This window comes from Enterobacter wuhouensis (assembly GCF_035835995.1).
In the GTDB taxonomy this organism is placed as follows: Bacteria; Pseudomonadota; Gammaproteobacteria; order Enterobacterales; family Enterobacteriaceae; genus Enterobacter; species Enterobacter wuhouensis.
Genome location: NZ_CP142124.1, coordinates 1,235,831 through 1,261,225 on the forward strand (window position 1 = coordinate 1,235,831; position 25,395 = coordinate 1,261,225).

The window sequence follows — 25,395 nt, forward strand, 5'->3', positions numbered from 1 at the left end:
TATTTACATCTTAAAGGAATAGACATGAAATTCAGCAATATTGCATCTACCGTAATTGCTTCTCTGGCCCTGGTCGCGGGTGCCGCTCACGCAGAAGATACCACCACGCCGGTTTCCGTAAATGGCGGTACCGTGCATTTCAAAGGTGAATTAGTGAATGCGGCATGCTCAGTAAATACTGATTCTTCTGAGCAGACCGTTAAGCTCGGCCAGTACCGTACCGCGAAATTTACCAAAGTGGGTGACACCACCTCCAATATTCCGTTCACCATCGAACTGAACGATTGCGATCCGCTGGTTGCGAAAACCGCTGCCGTTGCGTTTACCGGTCAAATTGATGCGACCGATAAAACCCTGCTGGCCGTTAGCTCCGGCAGCAACGACAACACCGCGAAAGGCGTGGGTATTGAGATCCTCGACAGCAAATCCAGCGTCCTGACGCCGGACGGTGCCACCTTCTCTGCTGCGCAGACGCTGATCGAAGGGACCAACACCCTGAACTTCACCGCGCGCTATAAAGCGACCGCGGCGACCACCACCCCAGGTCAGGCGAACGCAGACGCAACGTTCGTCATGAAATACGAATAAGACTTTCGCACAGGGATGTCGCTGGCCTCAGGGAGGAGGCCTTTTTATTGCTCACGCCGGGAACAAAGGATGACAAGGATTGGGATTGTACTGTTAACCCTTGCGATTGCCCCTGCCGCAAACGCACATACCGTGGTCATCGACGGCGGTAAGGTTCACCTCAGAGGCGAGCTGGTCAACGGTGGCTGCGCCGTGGCGCCTGACAGTCAAAGTATGCGCATCGATATGGGGCAGTATCGGACCAACGCGTTTTCCGGTGTCGGCAGTTTTTCCACGGTGAATGTGCCGTTTACCGTCCGGCTGTTGGACTGCAGCGTCGACGTCTCGCGCACCGTGGGTATTCAGTTTCAGGGGGTAACCCCCGCAGAAGATCCGCAGGTTTTCCTGGCGACATCGCGGCCAGGCGAAACGCCCGTCAGCAGCGGGGTGGGGCTGGCGCTTTTCGACGAACAGCAGCGTCAGATTATCCCAAACGCCACGGCGGTCAGCTGGTTACCGATTAACACCAGCGAGCTTGCGTTTCATTTCAGCGCCCGATACCGGGCAATTTCCGAACACCTCGTGCCAGGCGCTATTCAGTCGGACGTCTGGTTTACGTTGATTTATCCCTAACGCCTGCGAACACATTAATAAAGGTACGGTTGTGATGAACATCCTAATTAAACCAGGTCTGATTTTATCGCTTATTTTGATGATGATTTCCGCAAGCGCAAATGCCTCCGGCGGAATTGCGCTGGGCGCCACGCGCGTTATTTATCCGGCAGAGGCTAAACAGACATCGCTGGCGATCACCAACAGCAATAAAAAAGAGCGTTACTTAATTAACGCGTGGATTGAAAACGCCAGCGGGCAAAAAGAAAAAACGTTCGCGGTAACGCCGCCGCTGTTCGTCAGCGAGCCGGATAGCGAAAACACGCTGCGTATTATTTATGCGGGCCCGGCGCTGCCCGCCGATCGCGAATCGCTCTTCTACATGAACGTAAAGGCGATCCCGTCGGTAAGCAAATCGCAGCAGGAGGGAAACAACGTCCTGCAGCTCGCCATTTTATCACGCATCAAGCTGTTTGTTCGCCCGGCTAACCTGGCGATGCCGCCGGAAGAGGCGCTCTCTCAGCTGCGTTTTGAACGCGTCGGGAACCATCTCAAGGTCAGCAACGCGTCGCCGTATTACATCACCCTGGTCAACCTGAAGCTGGGCGCTCAGGCGCTGGATAACCTGATGGTCGCACCGAAAAACTCGGCGCAGCAGGTGCTTCCGGCAGCCGCGGGCGGCACGCTCTCCTGGCAGAGCGTGAATGATTATGGTGCCATTACGCCGACGCGCAGCGTAAATCTGTGAGCAGAGTCAGGGCGATGAACACTCAATGGCGTTACTGCCCGGTTGCACTGGCTCTGATGACAACGCTCTGGCCGCACGCCGGCTGGGGTGAAAGCTACTTCAACCCGGCCTTTTTATCCGATGACACCGCTAACGTGGCGGATTTGTCGCGTTTTGAACAAGGGCACCAGCAGGCGCCGGGCATTTATCGCGTGGATATCTGGCGTAACGACGAGTTTATCGGGACCCAGGACGTACGCTTTGAACAGGCTGAGAATACCCCGCAGGTGGCGGGCGGCCTGTCGCCGTGCATCACGCGGGCGATGCTCGATCGTTTTGGCGTCAACGTTGCGGCCTTCCCGGAGCTGGCGAACGTGCAGGGCGATACCTGTGTTCCGCTGACGACGGCCATCCCCGGCAGCGAAACGGCATTCAACTTTGCGTCGCAGCGTTTGAACGTCAGCCTGCCGCAGGTGGCGATGCAGAACAGCGCCCGGGGCTATATTCCTCCTGAACAGTGGGATGAGGGCATACCGGCCGCGCTGGTGAACTACAGCTTCACCGGCAACCGGGGCAGCGACGACGACAGCTACTATCTGAACCTGCAGAGCGGGCTGAACTACGGTGCCTGGCGCCTGCGTAACAACGGCGCGTGGCGTTACACCGAAAGCAACGGCCAGCGCCACAGCCAATGGCAGAATATTGGCACCTGGGCCGAGCGCACCGTGATTCCGCTGAAAAGCGAGCTGGTATTGGGCGACAGCAATACCGGTAACGACGTGTTCGACAGCCTCGGCTTTCGCGGCGGGCGGCTTTATTCCTCCGACAGCATGTACCCGGACAGCCTGCAGGGCTACGCGCCAACCGTGCGCGGTATCGCCCGCACGCCAGCCAAAGTGGTCGTTCGCCAGAACGGCTACGTTATCTATCAAAGCTACGTCCAGCCGGGCGCCTTTGCCATTACCGACCTGAACCCGACCTCCTCAAGCGGCGACCTGGACGTCACGGTTGAAGAGAAAGACGGTAGCCAGCAGCGCTATACCGTGCCGTACTCCACCGTGCCGCTGCTGCAGCGTGAAGGGCGCTGGAAGTATGACCTGGTGGCGGGGGATTACCGCAGCGGCAATAGCGAGCAGGATACGCCGTTCTTTACGCAGGGAACGCTGATTGCGGGCCTGCCCGACGGCTATACGCTCTACGGGGGAACGCAGCTGGCATCGCGCTATACCGCGCTGGCTATCGGTGCCGGTAAAAACCTGGGCGACTGGGGGGCGGTTTCGCTCGATCTCACGCACGCCCGCAGCCAGCTGGCGGACGACAGCCGTCATGAAGGGCAGTCGCTCCGTTTTCTCTATGCAAAATCGCTCAACAGCTTCGGCACCAACTTTCAGCTGCTTGGCTACCGCTACTCCACGAAAGGCTTCTACACCCTGGACGATGTGGCCTGGCGCTCGATGGAAGGCTACCAGTACGGCGACAGCAAGGACGAGGACGGCGTACCGGACGTGCAGAGCTATCACAACCTGACGTGGAACAAAAAAGGGCGCTTCCAGCTCAATATCTCGCAGTCGCTGGGGGATTACGGCTCTGTGTATGTGTCGGGGAGCCAGCAAAGCTACTGGGGCACCAGCGAATCGAACGTCTGGTATCAGCTGGGCTATGCCGGCGGCGTGCAGGGGATCAACTACTCCGTATCCTGGTCGTGGAACAAGGCCGTGGGCATTGACGGCACGGACAGGATCGCGTCGTTTAACGTCTCCGTGCCGTTCAGCCTGTTTACCCGCAGCGGCTATCGTCGCGATAGCGCCCTCGACAGAGCTTACGCGACCGCATCCGCCAGCCGTAACAGCGAGGGCGATTCCAGCTGGCAAACCGGCGTCAGCGGGACGTTGCTTGAGGATCGTAACCTGAGCTACAGCGTTACCCAGGGGCATACCAGCAGCAATGGCTCCAGCGGTAGCGCGAGCGCCAACTGGCAGGCCACCTACGGCACGCTGGGCGTAGGCTACAACTATGCCCGCGACCAGCACGATCTCAACTGGCAGCTTTCCGGCGGCGTGGTGGGACATTCAGACGGCGTGACGTTCAGCCAGCCGCTGGGCGACACCAACGTGCTGATCAAAGCGCCGGGGGCGACGGGCGTGAGCGTCGAAAACCAGACCGGGGTGAGAACCGACTGGCGGGGCTACGCGGTGATGCCGTACGCCACCGTCTACCGCTACAACCGCGTGGCGCTGGATACCAACTCCATGAGCAACAACACCGATATCGAAAACAACGTGAGCAGCGTGGTGCCCACCAAAGGGGCGCTGGTGCGTGCGAGCTTTGAAACCCGAATCGGCGTTCGCGCCCTGCTGACCGTCATGCGCGGTAACCAGCCCGTGCCGTTTGGCGCGGTGGTACGCGAAACGCAGAGCGGCGTCACCAGCATGGTAGGGGATGACGGGCAGGTCTACCTCAGCGGGCTTCCGCTGGACGGGGAGCTGCTTATCCAGTGGGGCGACGGCATGCAGTCCCAGTGTCGCGCGAAGTACCAACTCCCGCCTGAAAGCCAGAATCAGGCCATTACCCTCGCGGGGGCACGCTGTGATCGCTAACAGGAAACCAATGATGACTCTTTTTCGCAACGTATTCGGCGCGGCTTTGCTGTGCAGCGCGCTGCCGGCCTGGGCGACGGTCTGTCAAAATTCGACGGGTTCCGCGAAGGACATTTCCTACGATCTTTCGAACGTGTTCGACAGCTCGAACAACAAACCCGGGCAGATCGTCACCCTGGCGCAAAAATCCGGCCTGGTGGGGGTAAACGCCATTTGTCCAAAAGGAACGAGCGGCAAATCGACCATGCGTAGCTACGTGACCGATCTGCCCATTACCACGGTGATCGACAGCTATAAGTATGTGAAGCTCAATGATTATCTCGATGGAGCAATGCAAATCCACGATGATTTCGCGGGCACGTTTTATCCGCCCGCGGATTATATCCAGATGGGGCAGCACCCGAACGTGCCGAACAATAAGGCCTTCCCGGTCACGGATTCGAAGCTGGTGTTTCGTCTGAGGGTCACGCGACGGTTTATCAACATGGTGGTGATCCCGCAGCAGACCATGTTCCGGGTGTATGTCACCACAACCCGCTCCGATCCGCTGACGACGGCGGTTTATACCATCAGCTACAGCGGGACGATTCAGGTGCCGCAAAGCTGTGCGATAAACGCCGGCCAGATCGTGGAGTTTGATTTTGGGGACATTCGCGCGTCGTTGTTCAGCGATGCTGGGGCAGGAAACCGCCCGCAGAAAGTCTCGCCGCAAAGCAAAACCATCGCCATCAAATGCACCAACGTGGAGGCAAACGCCCTGCTGACGATGCGCATTGAAGCGGAAAAAGTGTCCGGCAATGCGCTGGTTTCTGATAACGCGGACCTGGGATTTGTAGTGGCTAACGAAAACGGTGTCCCGCTGACGCCCAACAACCTGACCAGCAAAATCCCGTTCCGACTGGACGATAGCGCCCAGGCGCAGGTGGCGATTCGGGTCTGGCCGGTGAGCATTACGGGCAACAAGCCTGCCGAGGGGCGCTTTACGTCACGCGGCTATCTGCGTGTGGATTACGATTAAGGAGTGGGAATGCGTAACGGGTTCCGATTTTTTGCGGCAACGCTGTGGATGCTTCACGCCAGCGCGCAGGCGGTGACTGCGCTGGGCGAAATCAATATTGAGATGCACGGCAACATTGTGGATTTTACCTGCGTGGCGGAGGGCAGCGATAGCGACAAGGTTGTCAAACTGGGAACCTGGCCGACGAAGCAGCTCCGCACAGCGGGCAGCCGCACGCAGCCCATGCCCTTTACGCTGAAGCTTACCGGCTGCCCGCCGGGGTCGGCCTCCATAACGTTTTCGGGGAAGGTAAACGGAAGCGATAGCGGACTATTGGCCCTGAATGACGGCAGTAACGCTAATAACGTGGCCGTTGAGATCCTTGACGGCGATAAGACGCGTCTGGCTCTGCAGCAGGCCAGCCAGCCGGTAACGGTGGATGCGCAGGGGAACGCGGAACTGTCGTTTTATGCCAATTATATCGCGACGGCTGACAACCCTCAGCCCGGGCGGGCTGACGCGGATGCCACCTTCATGATTAATTATAACTAGCGCTGACCGCACTCCCTGCAACTCACATAAGTTGCGGGGAGTGAATTCAGGTTATAGCAGCTCGTGCGCTTTTGCGTAATCAATTAATTCGACAATGCTTTGCACGCCGAGCTTGGAATAAATATTGGACTTATGCGCACTAATGGTTTTGTTGCTTAATAGCAGCTGTTCTGCAATCTCCTTATTTGATAATCCATTTGCCAGATAACGCAATACCGTCACCTCGCGATTCGATAATGGCATATCCACCACATCGCCTTTCCCGGAACCCAGATGGTTAATAAAATTCAGGGTTTCTGAAGGGAAAAAAGAATAGCCCATCAGGATCATTTCTACCGCGTTGTAGATTTCACCCAGATCTTTTCGCTTGCTGACAAAGCCATTTGCGCCTGCGCGAATCGCCCGGCCCGCGTAGAAGGACTCTGATTTAGAGGAGAGAAACAGAACCTTAATGTCTTTATTTAAGTTCCTGATTCTTTTGAGTAATGCCAGTCCATCGGTGCCCGTGAGTTCAATGTCAAGGATCACCAGGTCGATAGTATGATTACGGATACAGTCAAGCACCTCATGGCTGTCGCCAGACTTGAGTTTGACGATGATATTTTTATTTTTCTGTAGCAGGACTTCTATCGACATTCTGACAATAGGGTGTTCGTCCATAATGATAACGGATGCCGGTTTCATTTTTTATGCCTCAGATTGTTAAAAGCGTTATGCTGAGTTTTGTAAAACTCACGAAATGCCGGAAGGATAAATATGCAGATCCTTATACGGTGTATTTCCCTGGAAAGAGCGAAAGCATCCTTGTTTACGTAGTGAAAAATCAGTGCCTCAGCGCGTATGGCTCAATTGGCTGACGGTGGCAAAAAAGCGTTTTCTTATTCATATTTGAAACACGTCTTATTATACCGTGTAAGTTTTCTCCGAAAACCCTGTAAATTATTTTCTACTAATTGCTTTGTATTATCTTCTGGATCTGAATGACTATTATTTTAATTTTAGCGGAATTATCCTGCTATCCGATTTACAGCATTCTTTCGTCTTTATGTAATAACAAAAAATAACATATATTGCTTAATGTTAATTGGTTGTTAATAAATTTATGGCATGGAGAGGGGGCCGGGCGGGCACGCCTTTGCCGGAAAAGTGCGGCGAACCTTTACGGGAAAGCGCTGGAATGCCCTTCGGGAAAAAACCAAATGAAGCAGCAGGATATGCTGTTTCAGTCACTTTATCGTCTTGACCAAAGCTGACAAGCTGCTTGTTTTTGCATCATTATCATCCTGTTAACGGAAGCGCTATTCCTCTAACACATGGAGGAAAGTGCTGGAATTTACCTGTTCTTAAACATTTCGCTTGGTTTAAGTTGATGAATTAGGAATAGTTTTAAAATTTAATGAATTGTTAATATTAAACATAAAAGCAACATTGCTGATAGGCAATTTCTTAAAGGTCTTTAGGAATTAAGAGGTTAGTGGGTAAGTTATCGTGCGCAGTCTGAGATATTGTTAAGAAGATGGAGCAGTTCCTGGCGATGACTCAAACCAAGCTTCGTCAGAATGCAGCCGAGACGATAAATAATGCGGCTGTAAGGCCGATTTTGCATAAGCGCTATCTGACGCAGAGACTTCCCGCGCGACATCTCCTGCAAAATGGGCCACTCGGCCCGAGAGAACCACTCTTTCTGTACGCCTGGAGGCGGCCTGGTTTCCAGAAGCCGACGCTGAAGCGTTGCGGCCGTCAGCTGGCGCTCGAGAACATGGAAAGGACCGGCTGCTTTACAGAACAGGCGCGTATCATAATCATCCGCCCTGATTAACAGATGCGGCGTAAGAAAAGGCGGGTAGAGGCTGTGCCTTCTCAGCTGCTCCAGCCTGTCGATGAGCGTCGTTTTATGACTCTCTACATCCACTACCAGACGGGAAGATGGCCACTGGTTCAGGGCGCTAAGGGCAACGTCCAGCGCGGGATAATCGCAACAGCTGCTCAGAGGGAATTGCCCGTTCAAAAATCCCGCGCGCAGGAAGTGATCCTCCGTGACCAGGATGATATACGGCGCATCCGTTTTACGGGCCAGGTTTTTGGGCTGGCTTAAAAATTCAAGCCGGTCGAAAAAGGGGGGAGCAAACGGCGAGTGGGTGAATCCCAGAGCATCACTTCCTGTACGACGCCGCCGGTAACGGCGCACGGTCATTCGCATGGCTTCCCTCCTGGAGATGCTGCTTACTTCTCCGGCCATGTCCAGGATGGCCAGTAATATCCCTGGCCGAGTCCTGCGCCTGCCCGCTGCGCACAGGCAAGATCCCTTTCAGTTTCAATACCTTCGATAAGCACATTCCCGGCAAGTTGAGCGCAAAGAGAAACCAGCTGTCCAAGTGCGGGGGTGTTACGCAAGCGCCAGAATGCTTCTTTATCGATTTTGATGCCGTGTAAGGGCAATCGATAGCATAAAAAGCGCTGCGCTAACGTTTCATCAACGTCATCCAGCCAGATGCGGTGATCCTGTAGAGTGAGCCGCTTCAGCCGCTGGATGACCTCACGCTGCTGCGCACCGGTGAGCGTCAAAAATTGTGCAGGTTCGACAATCTCAATGTTGAGCGGTGCGCCATCCATCCGCAGCAATCGCTGAAAATTTTCCGGCACGGTCAGTACGGTTATCGGCAAATTGATGAAAAGGTTATTGCAGGCCGGGCTATTTTTTAGCGCCGCGCGCTGCGCCTCGAGTAGCGTAAACAACCGCCCGGCGGATTGCCTGCGAAAAAAGTCCTCGCTTTGCTGCGTCGGGGACATCACGCTGAGCACTTCCACGCCCACCCTGCGTAAGGTGGAGAGCGCCACGATAGGCTCCAGCTTTATGCCAACGATGTCCTGAGAAACGTGTTTTAAACGGGGGGGCGTATACGCCTGATTTTGCGCTGTCACGCCGGTATCCTGTTGTTTGCCATCGCACCAGTGTGACCGCGGGATGCAGGGGTTAACAGCAGGCGTTACTTAAATGAGGCCAGGCTTTTTCGCAACGGGGAAAGAGGTGAAGCACGCGCGCCGAATGTCGAAAAAATAGTCGTATTTACAATCGACTAGCCGTAATCAGCCCGGAAGAAGGAAAAGGCATTGACTCACCTGTCATTGACCGTATAATTCCAGGCGTTTCACCACCGCGAAGTTTTTACTTCTCCGTGCGCCCTTAGCTCAGTTGGATAGAGCAACGGCCTTCTAAGCCGTAGGTCGTAGGTTCGAATCCTACAGGGCGTACCATTCTACCCGCTCGCTTCCCTTCATATACCTGTCTCGGCCTGGTCACAACCACGCTTTTGTTGCACCTTTACGCAGCCCGTTAAATAATCGACTAATAAATAGAACGCTAATAAATTATTATTATTTTCATCTTAAGGTTTTCTTAATCTTTAATTTTTCACTTATTTTACTCTGGATTTTTATCACACCAAATTCATCTTCAGGGATATTTTACACTTTTACATCTAAACTGGATTGATAGTAATTATCATTAGCGTTTTTGTATGCTTTAATCCTTACCCGCTAAGCCATTCGTTATTATTTACATTGGTCTATTAAGGATATTTCTATGCATTCTCGCCTGCTGTCATGTTTCTCGCTTGCCTTGCTTTCATCGTCAATTTTCCTTTCAACACAAGCAGTTGCCGCCGATAACAACGAAGGCATTGTGGTGTATAACGCGCAGCATGAAAATCTGGTGAAGTCCTGGGTGGACGGTTTTACAAAAGAGACCGGTATTAAAGTGACTTTACGCAATGGCGACGACAGCGAGCTGGGTAATCAGCTGGTTCAGGAAGGTGATGCGTCTCCTGCGGATGTATTTTTGACGGAAAACTCCCCGTCGATGGTATTAGTTGATAATGCAAAACTGTTCGCAACGTTAGATGCGGATACCTTAAAGCAGGTCCCGCCGGGATATCGTCCGGCACACGGCCGCTGGATTGGCATTGCTGCCCGCAGCACGGTGTTTGTCTATAACCCGAAAAAACTGAACGAGCAGCAACTGCCAAAATCGCTGATGGATCTGGCCAGGCCTGAGTGGAAGGGCCGCTGGGCGGCTTCTCCGTCCGGTGCCGATTTCCAGGCAATCGTCAGCGCAATGCTGGCGCTGAAAGGCGAGCAGGCGACGCTGGACTGGCTCAAAGCGATGAAGGCTAACTTTGTTGCCTACAAAGGCAACAGCACCGTGATGAAAGCGGTGAATGCCGGACAAATTGATGGCGGGGTGATCTATCACTACTACCGTTTTGTCGATCAATCCAAAACGGGTGAAAACAGCAAAAATACCCAGCTCTATTACTTCAAAAATCAGGACCCGGGCGCGTTTGTCAGCCTCTCTGGCGGCGGCGTCATGGCATCCAGCAAACATAAAGAACAGGCTCAGGCCTTCGTTAAGTACATCACCGGTAAAGAAGGCCAGGAGCAGCTGCGCACCAACAACGCGTTTGAATATGCGGTGGGCGTGAACGCGGTCTCGAATCCGAAGCTGGTGCCTCTGAAGGATCTGGATGCGCCAAAAGTTGAACCTTCAACGCTCAACGGTAAAAAAGTTATCGAGCTGATGACGAAGGCCGGCCTGCTGTGATCCTGAGAGTAAAGTGAACGTCCTATGTCTGGTCTGAGTCTCGATATCGGCAAAAGCAGATTACGGAAGCCTGTTCGCAGGCGTCCTGCACTGCCGATGGTCATGTTAGCCGCGTTGTTTTCAGTACTGGCGCTTCTGCCTTTGGGTTTTATCGTAGCCATTGGCATTGAGACCGGCTGGGAGAACATTCAGGCGCTGGTGTTCCGCCCGCGTGTTGCCGAGCTGCTGAGCAACACGCTGTGGCTGACGGCGCTTGCGGTACCGCTGTGCATTGTCCTGGGCGTGGCGATTGCCTGGCTCACGGAGCGCACAACGCTTGCCGGGCGGGGGATGTGGTCTGCGCTGGCGGTAGCCCCGCTGGCGATCCCTGCGTTTGTACAAAGCTATGCCTGGGTGAGCGCAGTTCCCTCCCTGCACGGTCTTTCCGCGGGCGTGTTTCTCTCCGTGTTAGCCTACTATCCGTTTATTTACATGCCGGTGGCGGCGGTGCTACGCCGCCTCGATCCGACGCTTGAGGATGTGGCCGCCTCGCTGGGTACACCTCCCTGGCGGGTCTTTTTCCGCGTGGTCTTACCCCAGCTTAAGCTGGCGATCTGCGGCGGGGCGCTGCTGGTGGCGCTGCATCTGCTGGCAGAATATGGCCTGTACGTGATGATCCGTTTTGACACCTTCACCACGGCAATTTATGACCAGTTCCAGTCAACCTTCAGCGGCCCGGCGGCGAACATGCTCGCGGGCGTGCTGGCGTTGTGCTGCCTGGCCATCCTGGTGCTGGAAGGGGTGACGCGCGGCAAAGCGCGGTATGCGCGAATCGGTGCCGGAGCTGCCCGCGAGCAAAAGCGCTGGATGCTGAAGCCTGCTGTTGCTGCACTGAGCCAGGTGATGTTTCTGTCGCTGGTGATGCTGGCGCTGGGCGTTCCCCTGATTGTGCTGTGCCGCTGGATAGGGCTTGGCGGCGTGGAAATCTGGATGAGCGCCGATCTCTGGCACTCGCTGCGCCAGACGCTAATGCTGGGCGTGGGCGGGGCGCTGCTGACGACGGCCTGCGTGATCCCGATAGCCTGGCTCGGCGTTCGCTATCCGCACCGCCTCTTCCGCATGCTTGAAGGGTGCATCTATATCACCAGCTCTCTGCCGGGAATTGTGACCGCCCTCGCGCTGGTCACCGTCACGATCCATTACGCCCGTCCGATCTATCAGACGGAAATCACGCTGTTCCTCGCCTATGTGCTGATGTTTATGCCCAGGGCGCTGATTAACCTGCGGGCCGGGATCGCCCAGGCGCCTGTGGAGCTGGAAAACGTAGCCCGCAGCCTTGGCAGCACGCCGGGAAAAGCATTGTGGAGCGTTACCCTGCGGCTGGCCGCACCGGGTGCCGCTGCGGGCGCGGCGCTGGTATTCCTCGGCGTCAGCAATGAGTTGACCGCCACGCTTCTGCTCTCCCCGCTGGGCACGCGCACGCTCTCCACCGGCTTCTGGGCCCTGACCAGCGAGATCGACTACGTGGCCGCTGCGCCTTACGCAATGCTGATGATCCTCATCTCCTTACCGCTCACCGCCATTCTTTATGTGCAGTCTAAAAAAATTGCAGGGCTATGACATGCTTGAACTCACGTCCATTTCAAAATCGTTTTCCGATGCTCAGGTGCTGGAGAATGTAAACCTGAGCGTTGCACCGGGAAGCCGGACGGCGATTGTCGGGCCGTCCGGTTCGGGGAAAACGACGCTGCTGCGCATACTTGCCGGGTTTGAAACGCCGGACGCCGGGCGCATCGTGATGCAGGGGCGAACGTTGTTTGATGAAAACAGTTTTATCCCGGCTCACCAGCGCGGCATCGGCTTTGTTCCGCAGGAGGGAGCGCTGTTCCCGCACCTCAACGTGGCGGATAACATCGCCTGGGGATTAGAGGGCAGCCGCCACGAAAAGCGTAAGCACGTGGACGCGCTGATGGAGAGGGTGTCTCTGGACAGGCAGCTTGCCGCGCACTGGCCGCACGAGATTTCCGGCGGTCAGCAGCAGCGCGTGGCGCTTGCCCGCGCGCTGGCGCAGCGTCCCTCGCTGATGCTGCTCGACGAACCTTTTTCCGCCCTGGATACGGGGCTGCGCGCGATGACCCGCAAGGCCACCGCCGAACTGCTGGCGGAGGCGGGCGTTGCCTCTATTCTGGTTACCCACGATCAAAATGAGGCACTCTCCTTTGCGACGCAGGTGGCCGTGATGCGTTCCGGTCGATTTACCCAGGTAGGATCGCCCTTTGAGGTTTACACCCAGCCTGTGGATGAAGAGACGGCACTGTTTCTTGGCGATGCGGTCATCTTGCCCGCCCGGCTTTCTAACGGACGCGCGCTCTGTGCCCTGGGCGAAGTGCGGACGGACAACGCGCATGCGGCGGGTCAGGGCAGGATTATGATGCGTCCTGAACAACTTCGGGTGACGGCCTGTGCGCAGCAGGACAGCCCTGTATCCATTATTGATGTGGATTTTACCGGTCATCTCTCCACGCTCACGCTGGCCCTTGTCGGGCAGGAGGAACCCATCGCCCTGAAAACGGTTAGCCAGGCAGCCTGGCGTCCGGGCATGGCCGTGCGTATTGATGTTATCGGCAACGTTCGCGTTTTGAATATTCTTAACGCTCGTTAGTATTTTTATACAACGGATTGTTATAAAAGAATTTTCCTGAACGTATGGCATTTCCTGAGATCCTCTACCATGCTCATTAAACCTTACAGTGGGTCGTGAGGTTTTACGTAGTTGCTGATTAATCTCAAGGAAAAAAGGTTATGAAAAAGACGACTGCTATTTTGTTGGGAACGGTATTTCTGTTTACAACCAGCACCTTTGCGGCTGAGCTGCTGACCAAAAGTGAGTTCGAGAAGGTCGAATCTCAGTATACAAAAATCGGTACGGTGAACACCTCGGGTGAAGTATCGGTGGATGATGCCAAAAAAGAGCTGATTGAAAAAGCGGACAAGGAAGGCGCCGATGTGCTGGTCCTGACGTCAGGTAACACCAACAATAAAATTCACGGTACGGCCAATATTTACAAGAAAAAATAACCTCCTCACAACCACCCCGATTGCGGGGTGGTTATCCAGCCTCTGTTAGCCAGCCATCCCAATCAGTTCCCTCATCGGAACCGGCCTGCACAGGTGATAGCCCTGCAAAAAATCACACGCTTTCGTGCGCAGATAGTCGGCCTGGCATTGGGTTTCGACGCCCTCGGCAATAATCCTCAGATGCATATTCTTCGCGAGCGCGATCAGGCTGTCCACGAGACGGGTATCGCCATTTTCACCGATTTGGCCAACGAACAGTTTATCGATTTTGATGAACTCAGGCTCCAGGGCGTAAATATAGGAGAGGTTCGAATACCCCGTACCAAAGTCGTCCAGCGCAACGGAAATACCGGATTTTCGCAGTACGGCAAACCACTCGCTCAGCTGCGGGGTGAAATGCAGCGGATGCCTCTCCGTGATTTCAATAACCAGCTGCACGCGGCTGTCGGCGAATTTTTGCAAAAGCTCAACCGTGTCCGATTCAAAGCGCGGATCGAGGCAGTTGTAGGGGCTCAGGTTAAGATTAATGTACAGGCCATCAGGGAAAAGATGGATGTGGTGCTCGAGATCGGCAATCACCTGTTGAATGAGCTGATGCGTCAGCGGGGCGATGAGGTTGCGTTCTTCCGCCAGAGCGATAAAGGTATCCGGCGCAACGTTGCCATACAGCGGATGCCTCCATCTGGCCAGGACTTCAATGCCTGCAAGAGTGCCCTTCTGGCTGTCGAAGAAGGGCTGATAGACCGGCCGGATTTGGCGCTGAGCAATGGCCTTGCTCAGCGTTTTTTCCGGTGCACGGGTAAAAAGACGCGTCATCAGAATTTGACCCAGTCGTTAGGTTCTTTGGCCGACGGGTGCTTCAGGACGGCAGCGCTGCTTTGCGGACGTTTTTGCACGCGAGCGGTTTGATCGTTCGAGACGCGGAAAATCGAGACGACGTTTTCGAGCTGAACGGCCTGATCCTCAAGCGAGCTTGCCGCCGCGGAGGATTCTTCCACCAGCGCGGCGTTTTGCTGGGTGGTGGTGTCCATTTCGGCCATCGCCTGCGCAATCTGGGAAATACCGCGACTCTGTTCGTCGGTAGCGGCGGCGATTTCGTTCATGATGTCGCGGACCTGCGCCACGGAGGTTTCGATTTTGGTCATCGCATCACCCGCGCTCTCCACCAGGCTAAAACCGGTATCGACATGCACGACGGACTCGTTGATCAGGTTCTCAATCTCTTTTGCCGACTGGGCGCTGCGCTGCGCCAGGGTACGCACCTCGGCGGCGACCACGGCGAAGCCTTTCCCCTGATCGCCCGCGCGGGCGGCTTCAACGGCGGCATTCAGCGCGAGAATGTTGGTCTGAAACGCGATGCTGTTAATGACGGTGGTGATTTCTGAAATCCGGTGCGAGCTGCTGCGCACGTTTTTCATGGTATCGATCACCTTCAGTGAAATCTGGCTCCCTTCAGTCGCGTTCTGCGACGCTTCATCCGCCAGCAGTCGGGCATGGTTGGCATTTTCCGCGTTCAGCGCCACGGTCGAGGTAAGCTCTTCCATGCTGGCGGCCGTTTCCACCACGGCGGCAGACTGCTGCTCCGTTCTGGCTGAAAGATCCATATTCCCGGCGGCAATTTCCGAGGACGAGCGGGCAACGCTTTCCACGCCGTCATGCACCTCGCGGATAATTTTCTTGAGATTGTCATTCATGGTGGAGACGGCGCGCATCAGCAAGCCCAGTTCGTCAAGGCGAGTGCTGGCGAGCGTGCTGGTCAAATCGCCCCGGGCAATATTCTCGGCAACGTGCAGCGTTTCATTCAGCGGGCGAGTTATCGAACGGGTGATCGCCAGCGCCAGCAGCATGCCCAGCACGATACCTATGGCGGCGACAATGCTCATTTGCGTCTGAATACTGTCCACGGTATCAAACACTTTTTGCTGCTGTCGGGTAAACATGGTCTGAATGGCGTCCGTCAGCGCAACCGCATTAGCGGTTAACGCCTCCGACAGCGTGGCCTGCTGCTGCCAGGCGTTTTTATAGTTGTCCACCTCGGCTGTGATGCGCTTCATCTCCTCAATGCCTTCGAGCACCCATTCTTTCCCATCGTCAGACAAAAGCGGCAGCAGCTTACCGGAGTCGGTAATTCCCGTACTGAGACGCGCGAGTACCGCCTGGCGCAACGCATCCGTCGGGTGTTGCTTATACAGAGACACCTGCGAGTCGATATCGCTCATAATGAACGCCACCTGAGACGCCAGCAGTGCCTGCTCCGGCGTCAGCGTCGCGTTACGGCTCAGCCTGGTGGCGATTTCTGAGTTATCGCACAGGCCCTGCGTATTGAGTTTCGCCTCGCTCTCTTTCTTTTCGTTTAGCGCGGCGGTAAATAACGACAGGGTTTTAACGTAGCTGTTCACGGCGCGCCCGGTGGCGTCAACGGTGCTTTTCCCGTCTGAGGTCCAGTCAAATTTTTCCAGCTCGGTCACCGTTGCCTTCATGCGCTGGGCGGCGGCGTTCGTCTTGTCCAGGTACTGCCGATCCAGCGTGTACTGATAGCTGGTGCGGTTGAGGCGCACGGCAGAAAGCGCGTTAAACAGATCGGTGGTATGACCGTTTTTATCGACTTTATCCTGGACGTCGTACAGCCCAAGTAACCCCGTAACGAGAATAGCCGACGTCACCAGCAGTACGGCAGTAAACCCGAAAAATAATTTCTTGCTGACTTTTAAATTATTAAAACGATTAAATATATTCATAGGTTTTTTCCAGTCTCGGCGATCGCCGAGAAACAGTGCTATCGTCACTAACGGAGTAATAAAACGCGTTGAAAATGAGATAAAAAAAAAGCCCCTCGCACGGACGTGCTCAGGGCAAAACCTGGGTTGACATCACTCACTCAGGCTATCTGTCTTCTCCTCTTTTTTAACGGAATGAGCCGGGAGTTCGCTCATTCTGTAATATACCGGGATGACGTCCGGATAATTAATAATGTAACCGCGCCCTCTAATATTGCGGATGAAATCATCGGGCAGTCCAAGCAGGCTGAGTTTATTGTTTAGATTGTGCAGGACCTGCCATAATCGTTGGGTTGAGGGGCTCAGGTCGTGAGCCTCCCATATCTCTTCAAACAGTTCCTCTTTTGAAACGGGCTTCGTTCTGCCATTCATCAACAAATAAAGGAAAAGCCGCAGCATTGTTTCGTTAAAATAGATGGATGCAAAGGCTATGCTTTTTTCAGTATGGCTCCCGGAGAGTCGGTATAGCCTGCGATTAGAAATGTCGAAATGAATTTCATCACCAATCATGAATCCATATAGACGATAACTCATGTCTTAAACCTATATTCAATTAAACCAGGGAGCAACCCTGCATATAAGCGTTGAGATAATCCATACCTTTTGTGTGGAGGATTATATTGCCGCTATCAATGCTTTCCAATACGCATCCTTATGCGCTATGAGAAACTGGCTATGTAACATGCGCTCATGGCGTATTTGTCGATGTAAGCTGTATTTTTAGCGCAAAAAACTACCCAAACGCAGATTATCTTTCATTTGTTTTAAAATTAAATACGCGATCGATGCCTCAATATAAAAGTGCAAAATTTTAAAAACTATCAGCATATCTGCCTGTCCTGGCGGGCTGGCTTTTGCACGTCAGGTTAATCCTTTGCGATGTCACTCACGTTACGAGGTCTGAGCAACAAAGTGGAATGAAGTTAAATGATTTATACTGATCGTATAGAGGCGCAGAGCGGACTAAAAATGCAGGATAGCGCATTGTTTAAAAGTCAATGCGTTGATAAATAAAAATAAAATCCTGAATCAGAAACTGAATACGGACGCGGTAATATAACAACGATGAATATATTTCACCCTTGTACCTTACCGGCAGGTGCCCCATGAAGCCGGCCTTTCTGATTAATGGCTCCGTGTTGTTTGAGCCAGATAAGCGTCGGCTGGGCCCGCTTGCGGGCTACCCGGAACATGCGGTCTTGCTGCACGGCCCGGTCAGTGAGTGCTTGCTGCAACTGCTTGAACATAACGGAGAGGTACTCACGCAACGCTATCTGTTTGCTGCAGTATGGGAAAAACAGGGCGCGGTCGTGACCACCAATGCGCTGTATCAAACCATCGCCTCAATCCGTAAGGCGTTAAAAACCGCCGGTCTGGCAGAAAATGTTGTACAGACGGTGCCTAAAGAGGGTTTTAAGTCAATTGCGCAAATTGAAACGGGCACCCTCCAGGACTTTATCGATTCGGCAGTTCCTGTGCCAGCCGAAATACCTTCTCAACGTCACGCTTCGTCTTATTCACTCATCGCCTATTTTCTGGCTGGACTGCTGTTTATCGTCTCTTGCTCGGTGTTATATTTCCAGCTTGAGGGACAGCGCGCGAGTTTTGATGATTATCAATACGTGGGTAAAATCAAGGGATGCGAAGTGTATTCATCCTGGCATGATGAAATGAGAAGTCGGCGTGCGTTCATTGCCCGTGACGGGCGTTATCCCATTCAGTGCCGCTCGGGCGGCGTGGCTTATATCACGCTCAATCGTTTTCAGAATGGCACCTCGGTGATGATATGCGATAAAAAACTGAGCAATGACGACGCTCAATGTGATGCCATTGTCTATCGGGAGCAATATCATGAGAGTGAATAGCCTGATTGTGCGCTGGCTGGTTATAACCCTGGCGATTATTGCGCCACTGCTTTACGCCTGGTATCTCAGTTACCAGAAAAATCATTTTACCTGCGAAAGTCACTTAACGATCGTCGACAATGACTGGCGGGTAGATTCCATTATGACCTTTACTTTTAATAATGGCACCGGCAGTTATGATACCACCGGGGAATATACCGAGGCGGGCCAGCAGCCTGTCACCATCAGCAATAAAATCGCTTTTAACTACTGGTATGAAGATGGCAGGGTTATTCTGGTCGCCAGCGAAACGAATGAACTGCCGAAAAAAGACGAACCTTTCCGCCATGATATTCCTGATTTCTTCCACCATCGCGACAGCGGCATCAGCATACAAATTATGCCGGTAAACGCCCACAGCTACCTCTTTAGCTTTGGTAATTCGCCCACGTTTTACTGCACCAAAGACTGAGCGGGAATACCCCTTTTCATCGCACTCCTTTTAATTTAATGCCTTAGGCATATTTACACTTGATCATACAAAGATAATGAGTATAGTTCTCATTCTCTTTAGTGTTTGCGGGCGCCGACGGATATTTCCCGCATCAACAGTGAGCAGATCTCACACGGAACACTGGGTATGACGGTGGAACCTGCTCTGGCTTGACAGCCTGCCAACACAATCATAATCGCAGCCGCATGCGACGCAGATCCCCGCCTGACTCTCTTTAAAACGGTAAAGGATGTTCCTGATGACCAAAAAACTGTCCGCGCTGGCGCTGCTCGTCGCTGCTTCACTTTCCGGCTGCGCTGCCCGGCACGCCGCCCCCGCACCTGACGTCCCGAAAACCGTAACGGCTCCGGCAGAAACCGGCGTCCTCAAGCGCGAGCTCGCCGACGGCCTGTACGAAATGGTGCTGAACCAGAAAGGCGACGCGCTGTTCGTTGCCAGCGCTGAAGGCTTCAAGGATGTGCAGGGTGGGGTGATCTACAAGCTCGATCCCACCACGCTGAAAACCATTGGCCGCAGCCATACCGATCTGAAAAACTTTGCGATGACCCTCTCCCCGGACGGGCACACGCTCTACGTCACCAACTCGCTGGACGGCGGCATTAGCGCTATCAATACGGCTGACGGCAAAATCAAAAAACGCCTGATGTTCACCGAGCGCAACAAAGAGGGGTTCCCGTTTGGCGCGCGTGAAATTTTGCTCCATGAAGGCACGCTGTACGTTGGCGGCGTGGGCGATCCGGGCGTGATTTGGGTGGTTGACGCAGAAACCCTGAAGCTGAAAAAAACCATCAAGAATGCCGGCCAGTGGGTCACCGGGCTGCTGTGGTCTGAGCAAACCGATCGTCTGTATGCGGCGAACGGCGGCGGTGAGATCCTGGTGATTAACCCGCACGGCAACAAAATCGAAAAACGCTGGAAGCCGCTGGGCGACAAGCCTGCGCTGCTGCTGAACCTGGCGGAAGACAACGCCACCGGGCGTCTGTTCGTCACCGATAACTCCAAGGCGAAAACTACGCTGGTGCTGAATATCCATACCGGGGAGGTAATCAAACAGCTGGATGTGGGCGATTCGCTGGCGGTGAAGTTCAACGCTAAACGCAACGAGCTTTACATCACCCAGCGCGAAAGCGGGAAACTGCTGAGCCTGGACGCTACCTCCTATGCAGTGAAGCAAACCTGGGATCTGCCGCCGAATCCTAACAGCCTGCTGCTGTCGGCGGATGGCCAGACGCTCTACGTCACCGTGAAGCAGGCTTTCAATAAAGACCACTCGACTAACGGGCCGGACAGCGTCGTTCGCATCGCACTTAACTAAATTCTAAGGCCCGGCAACGGGCCATTTTTGCGCGCTTTTTTCATGAGTAACGTATGAACAACACCACAATGCACAAAACGCTGCTGGCGCTCGCCGTTGGCGCGGTTACGCACTCCGCCTTTGCGGCGGAGACTAAAAAAGAGGACACCCTTGTTGTCCAGGCCGCACCTGCCGACGATTTCAAACCCGGCGGCGACCAGCTCGTTCCGGCCTTCCTCGATGGACAGGTGGCGAACGGCGGGCGCATGGGCATGCTCGGCCAGCAAAACGCCATGGACGTCCCGTTCAATATCATTAGCTACACCTCGAAGCTGGTGGAAGACCAGCAGGCGAGAACCATTGCCGACGTTCTGGCGAACGACGCGGGTGTTCAGAACGTACAGGGCTATGGCAACAACTCCGAAACCTACCGCATTCGCGGCCTGAAGTTTGACGGCGACGACATGACCTTTGGCGGCCTGTCCGGCGTGCTGCCGCGTCAGGTGGTGGATGCACAGATGGTCGATCGCATTGAGGTCTTTAAAGGCGCCAACGCCCTGATGAACGGAGCGGCCAGCTCCGGCGTTGGCGGGATGATCAACCTTGAGCCTAAGCATGCCGGCGATACCCCGCAGGCGAAGGTGGGCGTCGACTACACGTCCGATTCTCAGATTGGCACCACGCTGGATGCGGGACGCCGCTTTGGTGACAATGACCAGTTTGGCGCGCGCGTGAATCTGGTGCATCGCGAAGGCGAAGCGCCGGTTGCTAACGATCGCCGCCGCACTACGCTGCTCTCCACCGGGCTTGACTATAAAAGTGACAGCTTCCGCACCTCTCTGGACGTGGGCTATCAGAAGAAATCATTCCACGGGAGTGAAACCGGAGTAAATATCTCCGCCGTTGATTTCATTCCTGAGCCGCCAAAAAACGATCGTAACTATTCCCAGAAGTGGGCTTACAACGATATCGAAAACGAATTCGGTATGTGGCGCAGCGAATACGATATTACCGACAGCTGGACGGCCTACACCGGCCTTGGCGCGCAGCACGCCCATGAAGAAGGGCTATACAGCGGAGCTAAGCTGTGGAAAAAAGACGGCACGGCGACGGCGACGCGCCTGGACACAAATCGTATTAGCGACTCCGTCAGCGGAATGGCGGGGATTCGCGGTAACTTTGATACGGGCTTTGTGTCGCATAAGGTCAACGTCGGTTACTCGGCGATGACCAAAAACGAAAAAATCGCCTGGAAAATGTCGGCTGCGGCGGATAATCCGTATACCAACATCTACCATAATACGGGCGTCAACGCGCCTGACAGCACCAACTTCAACGGCCTCGGCGGGAAATATAGCGATCCGCTGACCAGCGGCCGCACCCGCACGCAGGGCTGGCTGCTGAGCGATACCCTGGGCGTGCTGGACGACACGCTGCTGTTTACCGCAGGCGCGCGCCACCAAAAGGTGGTCATTCGCGGTTATGACAAACAAACCGGGCTGGAAAATAAAGGCGACTCCTTTGACGGCAGCCGCTGGATGCCAACCTACGGCGTGGTTTACAAAGTGCTGGATGAAGTTTCACTCTACGCCAACCACACCGAAGCGCTGCAGCCGGGTAAAACCGCGCCTAACACCGCCACCAACTACGGTCAGAGCACCGGTATCGTTCACTCTAAACAGAACGAAGTGGGCGTGAAGGCAGATTTTGGCCGCGTGGGCGGTTCACTGGCGCTGTTCGAAATCAAAATGCCCTCCGCTATTCTCGACAGTCAGACCAAGCACTACGGTCTGGATGCGGAGCAGCGTAACCGTGGCGTCGAGCTGAATGTTTTCGGCGAGCCGATGCTGGGCTTGCGCCTTAACGCTGGCGCGACCTGGCTGCAGGCGGAGCTGACCAAAACGAACAACGGCGTGAATCAGGGGAACAATGCGATTGGCGTGCCGAGTTTCTACGCTGTGCTGGGCGCAGAATATGACATCAAGCCTATTGATGGCCTGACCGCAACGGCGCGCGTGAACCACTCGGGATCGCAATATGCTGACCTGGCGAATACCAACAAGCTGGACAGCTATACCACGCTGGATCTGGGCATGCGCTATCGCTTCGCCGTGAACCACAACCAAAATCAGATGACCCTTCGCGCGGGCATCGAAAACGTAACCGATGAAAACTACTGGGCGGCGGTAGACGATACCGGCACCTACCTGTCTCAGGGCGAACCGCGCACCTTTAAGGTTTCGGTTGGCTACGAGTTCTAAGCGTTCCACCCTCGTTATCAGGGGCAGGGATGCCCCAATCCCTTGCTACCACCAGCATGAAGTGTTAAAACGTGCCCCTTCTAAAAAAGAGACAGGGGTAGGACGTGAAAGACGCGTCATCCGCTTCAGCCAACGGTAGCGCTGAAGCCTCGTCGGATCAGAATCCGACGCTGCAACGTGGTTTGCAAAATCGACATATTCAGTTAATCGCCCTCGGCGGCGCCATTGGTACCGGGCTGTTTCTCGGCATCGGCCCCGCCATTCAGATGGCCGGCCCGGCGGTTCTGCTGGGTTACGCTATCGCGGGGATTATCGCCTTCCTGATCATGCGCCAGCTCGGCGAGATGGTCGTTGAAGAGCCGGTGTCAGGCTCGTTCGCGCACTTTGCCTATAAATACTGGGGCCCGTTCGCAGGCTTCCTGTCCGGCTGGAACTACTGGGTGATGTTCGTACTGGTGGGGATGGCGGAGCTGACCGCCGCAGGCATCTATATGCAATACTGGCTGCCGGACGTCCCAACGTGGATCTGGGCAGCGGCCTTCTTCATCATTATCAACGCCGTTAACCTCGTGAACGTGCGCCTGTATGGCGAAACCGAGTTCTGGTTTGCGCTGATTAAGGTGCTGGCGATTATCGGCATGATCGGCTTTGGCCTCTGGCTGCTGTTCTCCGGCAACGGCGGCGAGCGCGCCACCATCGACAACCTGTGGCAGCATGGCGGCTTCCTGGCGACCGGCTGGAAAGGGCTGATCCTCTCCCTGGCGGTGATCATGTTCTCCTTCGGCGGATTAGAGCTGATAGGGATCACCGCGGCCGAAGCGCGCGACCCGCACAAAAGCATCCCGAAAGCGGTCAACCAGGTGGTATACCGTATCCTGTTGTTCTACATCGGTTCGCTGGTGGTCCTGCTGGCGCTCTATCCGTGGGTGGAAGTAAAGTCCGACAGCAGCCCGTTCGTGATGATTTTCCACGACATGAACAGCAACCTGGTCGCATCGGCGCTGAACTTCGTCATTCTCGTGGCGTCGCTCTCGGTCTATAACAGCGGCGTCTACTCCAACAGCCGCATGCTGTTTGGTCTTTCCGTGCAGGGTAACGCGCCGAAGTTCCTGACCCGCGTCAGCCGTCGCGGCGTGCCGGTCAACTCGCTGCTGCTTTCCGGGGCCATAACCTCGCTGGTGGTGCTGATTAACTACCTGCTGCCGAAAGAGGCCTTTGGCCTGCTGATGGCGCTGGTTGTCGCCACGCTGCTGCTGAACTGGATCATGATCTGCCTGGCGCACCTGCGCTTCCGCGCGGCGATGCGCCGAAAGGGACGCGAAACGCAGTTCAAAGCGCTCCTCTATCCGGCGGGGAACTATATCTGCATCGCCTTCCTGGCGCTGATTCTGGTGCTGATGTGCACCATGGATGAGATGCGTCTTTCCGCGATGCTGCTGCCGGTGTGGGTGGTGTTCCTGTTCGTGGCGTTTAAGCTCTCGCGCAAAAAGTAGCACGGTTTTCTCCCTCTCCCCGTGGGAGAGGGCCGGGTGAGGGCACCAGGCCGCACCAAACCAGACCGCACCCGCCTTCACGCCCGGTGGCGCTACGCTTACCGGGCCTACAAAATCCCAAATCACCTCCAGCTCAACCTTTATCGTGACCCCCCTCCCAAATCTGTTTCGATCCACAGGATCTTTATTTTGTAATCGATTACTTTTCATTTGAACTGTTTTGTAATCGATTACTTTTTCTGGGTGAGGCTCATCATGGTGTTAACAACTGAAAGTAGTGGAAAGGCGATAGCACAGCACCGGATGCTGGTTCCGCGTCTGTCGCTGATGATGTTTCTGCAGTTTTTTATCTGGGGTAGCTGGTCGGTCACGCTCGGCCTGGTGATGACCCAGCACAATATGTCTCTGCTGATTGGCGACGCGTTCTCCGCCGGGCCAATCGCGTCTATCCTCTCGCCGTTCGTGCTCGGGATGCTGGTGGACCGCTTCTTCGCCTCGCAGAAGGTGATGGCGGTGATGCATCTGGCGGGCGCGGCCATCCTCTGGTTCGTACCGGGGGCGCTCGTGGCTGAAAACGGCGTATTGCTCATCGGCCTGCTGTTTGGCTACACGCTCTGCTACATGCCGACGCTGGCGTTGACCAACAACATCGCGTTTCACAGCCTGGCGAACGTCGATAAGACCTTCCCGGTGGTGCGCGTGTTTGGCACCATCGGCTGGATCGTGGCGGGCATTTTCATCGGCGTGACCGGCGTGGCGTCCAGCGTGACCATCTTCCAGGTGGCGGCGGCCAGCTCCGTGCTGCTGGCGATCTACAGCCTGACGCTCCCGCACACGCCAGCACCGGCCATAGGGCTGCCGGTGAAGGTGCGCGATCTGTTCTGCGCGGATGCCTTCGCGCTGCTCAAAACCCGCCACTTCTTCGTCTTTTCCGTCTGCGCGATGCTGATCTCCGTTCCGCTCGGCACCTATTACGCCTACACCGCCTCATACCTGGCGGATGCCGGCATTGCCGACGTCAGCACCGCCATGTCGTTCGGGCAGATGTCGGAGATCTTCTTCATGCTGGTCATTCCGCTGCTGTTCCGCCGCCTGGGCGTGAAATACATGCTGCTGATCGGCATGCTGGCGTGGTTCGTGCGTTACGCCATGTTCGCGCTGGGCGTGAGCGAGGAGGGGCGCTTCCTGCTCTATATCGGCATCCTGCTGCACGGCGTGTGCTATGACTTCTTCTTTGTGGTGGGCTTTATCTATACCGACCGCGTGGCCGGCGAAAAGGTGAAGGGCCAGGCGCAGAGCATGATCGTGATGTTCACCTACGGCATCGGCATGCTGCTCGGCTCGCAGATTTCCGGCGCGCTCTATAACCGTCTGGTGGCGGGGCAAACCGTGCCGCAGGCGTGGGTGACATTCTGGTGGATCCCGGCGGTGGCTGCCGCGGCGATCGCGCTGATTTTCCTTCTCACGTTTAAGTATGACGATGACAAGGCGTAACGTTCAGGA

At 55.1% G+C, this 25,395-nt stretch carries 22 protein-coding genes and 1 tRNA gene; 17 read left to right on the plus strand and 6 right to left on the minus strand.

What is annotated here, in order from left to right; genetic code table 11:
• The first annotated feature begins 24 nt into the window (after positions 1-24).
• From fimA to sfmF, 6 genes are all read left to right on the plus strand, one after another.
• Entirely contained in the window at positions 25-588 is a 564-nt protein-coding gene (gene fimA, locus VPX56_RS05905; RefSeq protein ID WP_131633200.1) for a type 1 fimbrial major subunit FimA, read from the plus strand.
• 69 nt (positions 589-657) lie between these two features.
• The gene (fimI, locus tag VPX56_RS05910; protein WP_131633199.1) at positions 658-1,200 is read left to right on the plus strand and encodes a type 1 fimbrial protein subunit FimI; all 543 of its coding nucleotides are present in this window, start codon (positions 658-660) and stop codon (positions 1,198-1,200) included.
• A 34-nt stretch (positions 1,201-1,234) separates the two neighbouring features.
• Positions 1,235-1,927, plus strand: a complete 693-nt coding sequence (fimC, locus tag VPX56_RS05915) for a type 1 fimbria chaperone FimC (RefSeq protein ID WP_131633198.1) — start codon at positions 1,235-1,237, stop codon at positions 1,925-1,927.
• 14 nt (positions 1,928-1,941) lie between these two features.
• On the plus strand, positions 1,942-4,503 hold the full coding sequence (locus VPX56_RS05920; protein WP_326470460.1) for a fimbrial biogenesis usher protein: 2,562 nt from the start codon (positions 1,942-1,944) through the stop codon (positions 4,501-4,503).
• A gap of 13 nt (positions 4,504-4,516) precedes the next feature.
• Positions 4,517-5,521, plus strand: a complete 1,005-nt coding sequence (gene fimH / locus VPX56_RS05925; protein WP_326471967.1) for a type 1 fimbria D-mannose specific adhesin FimH — start codon at positions 4,517-4,519, stop codon at positions 5,519-5,521.
• Positions 5,522-5,530: 9 nt separating this feature from the next.
• A complete protein-coding gene (gene sfmF / locus VPX56_RS05930) occupies positions 5,531-6,052 on the plus strand; it encodes a fimbria assembly protein (RefSeq protein WP_326470462.1) in 522 nt (173 codons plus the stop codon).
• Positions 6,053-6,103: 51 nt separating this feature from the next.
• Here the strand turns inward: sfmF and fimZ are convergent, their stop codons facing one another.
• From fimZ to VPX56_RS05945, 3 genes are all read right to left on the minus strand, one after another.
• On the minus strand, positions 6,104-6,736 hold the full coding sequence (fimZ, locus tag VPX56_RS05935) for a fimbria biosynthesis transcriptional regulator FimZ (RefSeq protein WP_131633194.1): 633 nt from the start codon (positions 6,734-6,736) through the stop codon (positions 6,104-6,106).
• Between the two features lie 799 nt (positions 6,737-7,535).
• Positions 7,536-8,252, minus strand: a complete 717-nt coding sequence (locus VPX56_RS05940; RefSeq protein ID WP_326470465.1) for a helix-turn-helix transcriptional regulator — start codon at positions 8,250-8,252, stop codon at positions 7,536-7,538.
• Positions 8,253-8,275: 23 nt separating this feature from the next.
• A complete protein-coding gene (locus tag VPX56_RS05945; RefSeq protein WP_326470466.1) occupies positions 8,276-8,974 on the minus strand; it encodes an EAL domain-containing protein in 699 nt (232 codons plus the stop codon).
• Between the two features lie 256 nt (positions 8,975-9,230).
• Here VPX56_RS05945 and VPX56_RS05950 point away from each other — a divergent pair.
• From VPX56_RS05950 to yahO, 5 genes are all read left to right on the plus strand, one after another.
• A tRNA-Arg gene (locus VPX56_RS05950) sits at positions 9,231-9,307 on the plus strand.
• 328 nt (positions 9,308-9,635) lie between these two features.
• Entirely contained in the window at positions 9,636-10,652 is a 1,017-nt protein-coding gene (locus VPX56_RS05955; protein ID WP_326470467.1) for an iron ABC transporter substrate-binding protein, read from the plus strand.
• A 24-nt stretch (positions 10,653-10,676) separates the two neighbouring features.
• Positions 10,677-12,251 (plus strand): ABC transporter permease, encoded by a 1,575-nt coding sequence (locus VPX56_RS05960; RefSeq protein ID WP_165500687.1) that lies wholly within the window; start codon positions 10,677-10,679, stop codon positions 12,249-12,251.
• A 1-nt stretch (position 12,252) separates the two neighbouring features.
• Entirely contained in the window at positions 12,253-13,293 is a 1,041-nt protein-coding gene (locus tag VPX56_RS05965; protein WP_131633189.1) for an ABC transporter ATP-binding protein, read from the plus strand.
• Between the two features lie 140 nt (positions 13,294-13,433).
• Positions 13,434-13,709: a DUF1471 family periplasmic protein YahO gene (yahO, locus tag VPX56_RS05970; RefSeq protein WP_131633188.1), complete on the plus strand. Its 276-nt coding sequence runs from the start codon at positions 13,434-13,436 to the stop codon at positions 13,707-13,709.
• Positions 13,710-13,754: 45 nt separating this feature from the next.
• Here yahO and VPX56_RS05975 read toward each other — a convergent pair whose 3' ends face one another.
• The 3 genes from VPX56_RS05975 to VPX56_RS05985 form a co-directional block, all read right to left on the minus strand.
• Entirely contained in the window at positions 13,755-14,525 is a 771-nt protein-coding gene (locus VPX56_RS05975; RefSeq protein ID WP_131633187.1) for an EAL domain-containing protein, read from the minus strand.
• Positions 14,525-16,447 (minus strand): methyl-accepting chemotaxis protein, encoded by a 1,923-nt coding sequence (locus VPX56_RS05980; RefSeq protein WP_326470468.1) that lies wholly within the window; start codon positions 16,445-16,447, stop codon positions 14,525-14,527. The genes VPX56_RS05975 and VPX56_RS05980 overlap by 1 nt, the downstream gene beginning before the upstream one ends.
• 132 nt (positions 16,448-16,579) lie before the next feature.
• Positions 16,580-17,020 (minus strand): winged helix-turn-helix domain-containing protein, encoded by a 441-nt coding sequence (locus VPX56_RS05985; RefSeq protein ID WP_131633185.1) that lies wholly within the window; start codon positions 17,018-17,020, stop codon positions 16,580-16,582.
• Positions 17,021-17,592: 572 nt separating this feature from the next.
• On the opposite strand from VPX56_RS05985, the gene VPX56_RS05990 reads away from it, so the two are divergent.
• The 6 genes from VPX56_RS05990 (at position 17,593) to VPX56_RS06015 (ending at position 25,386) form a co-directional block, all read left to right on the plus strand.
• On the plus strand, positions 17,593-18,351 hold the full coding sequence (locus VPX56_RS05990) for a winged helix-turn-helix domain-containing protein (protein ID WP_263610952.1): 759 nt from the start codon (positions 17,593-17,595) through the stop codon (positions 18,349-18,351).
• Complete coding sequence (locus VPX56_RS05995) at positions 18,338-18,802, plus strand: hypothetical protein (protein ID WP_263610951.1); 465 nt, start codon at positions 18,338-18,340, stop codon at positions 18,800-18,802. Before VPX56_RS05990 ends, VPX56_RS05995 begins: the two co-directional genes overlap by 14 nt.
• A gap of 280 nt (positions 18,803-19,082) precedes the next feature.
• Positions 19,083-20,159, plus strand: a complete 1,077-nt coding sequence (locus tag VPX56_RS06000) for a YncE family protein (protein ID WP_326470469.1) — start codon at positions 19,083-19,085, stop codon at positions 20,157-20,159.
• A gap of 53 nt (positions 20,160-20,212) precedes the next feature.
• Positions 20,213-22,399: a TonB-dependent receptor gene (locus tag VPX56_RS06005; protein ID WP_326470470.1), complete on the plus strand. Its 2,187-nt coding sequence runs from the start codon at positions 20,213-20,215 to the stop codon at positions 22,397-22,399.
• A gap of 104 nt (positions 22,400-22,503) precedes the next feature.
• Complete coding sequence (gene pheP, locus VPX56_RS06010) at positions 22,504-23,892, plus strand: phenylalanine transporter (RefSeq protein ID WP_131633180.1); 1,389 nt, start codon at positions 22,504-22,506, stop codon at positions 23,890-23,892.
• Between the two features lie 255 nt (positions 23,893-24,147).
• Positions 24,148-25,386: an MFS transporter gene (locus VPX56_RS06015; RefSeq protein ID WP_326470474.1), complete on the plus strand. Its 1,239-nt coding sequence runs from the start codon at positions 24,148-24,150 to the stop codon at positions 25,384-25,386.
• Positions 25,387-25,395 lie beyond the last annotated feature (9 nt).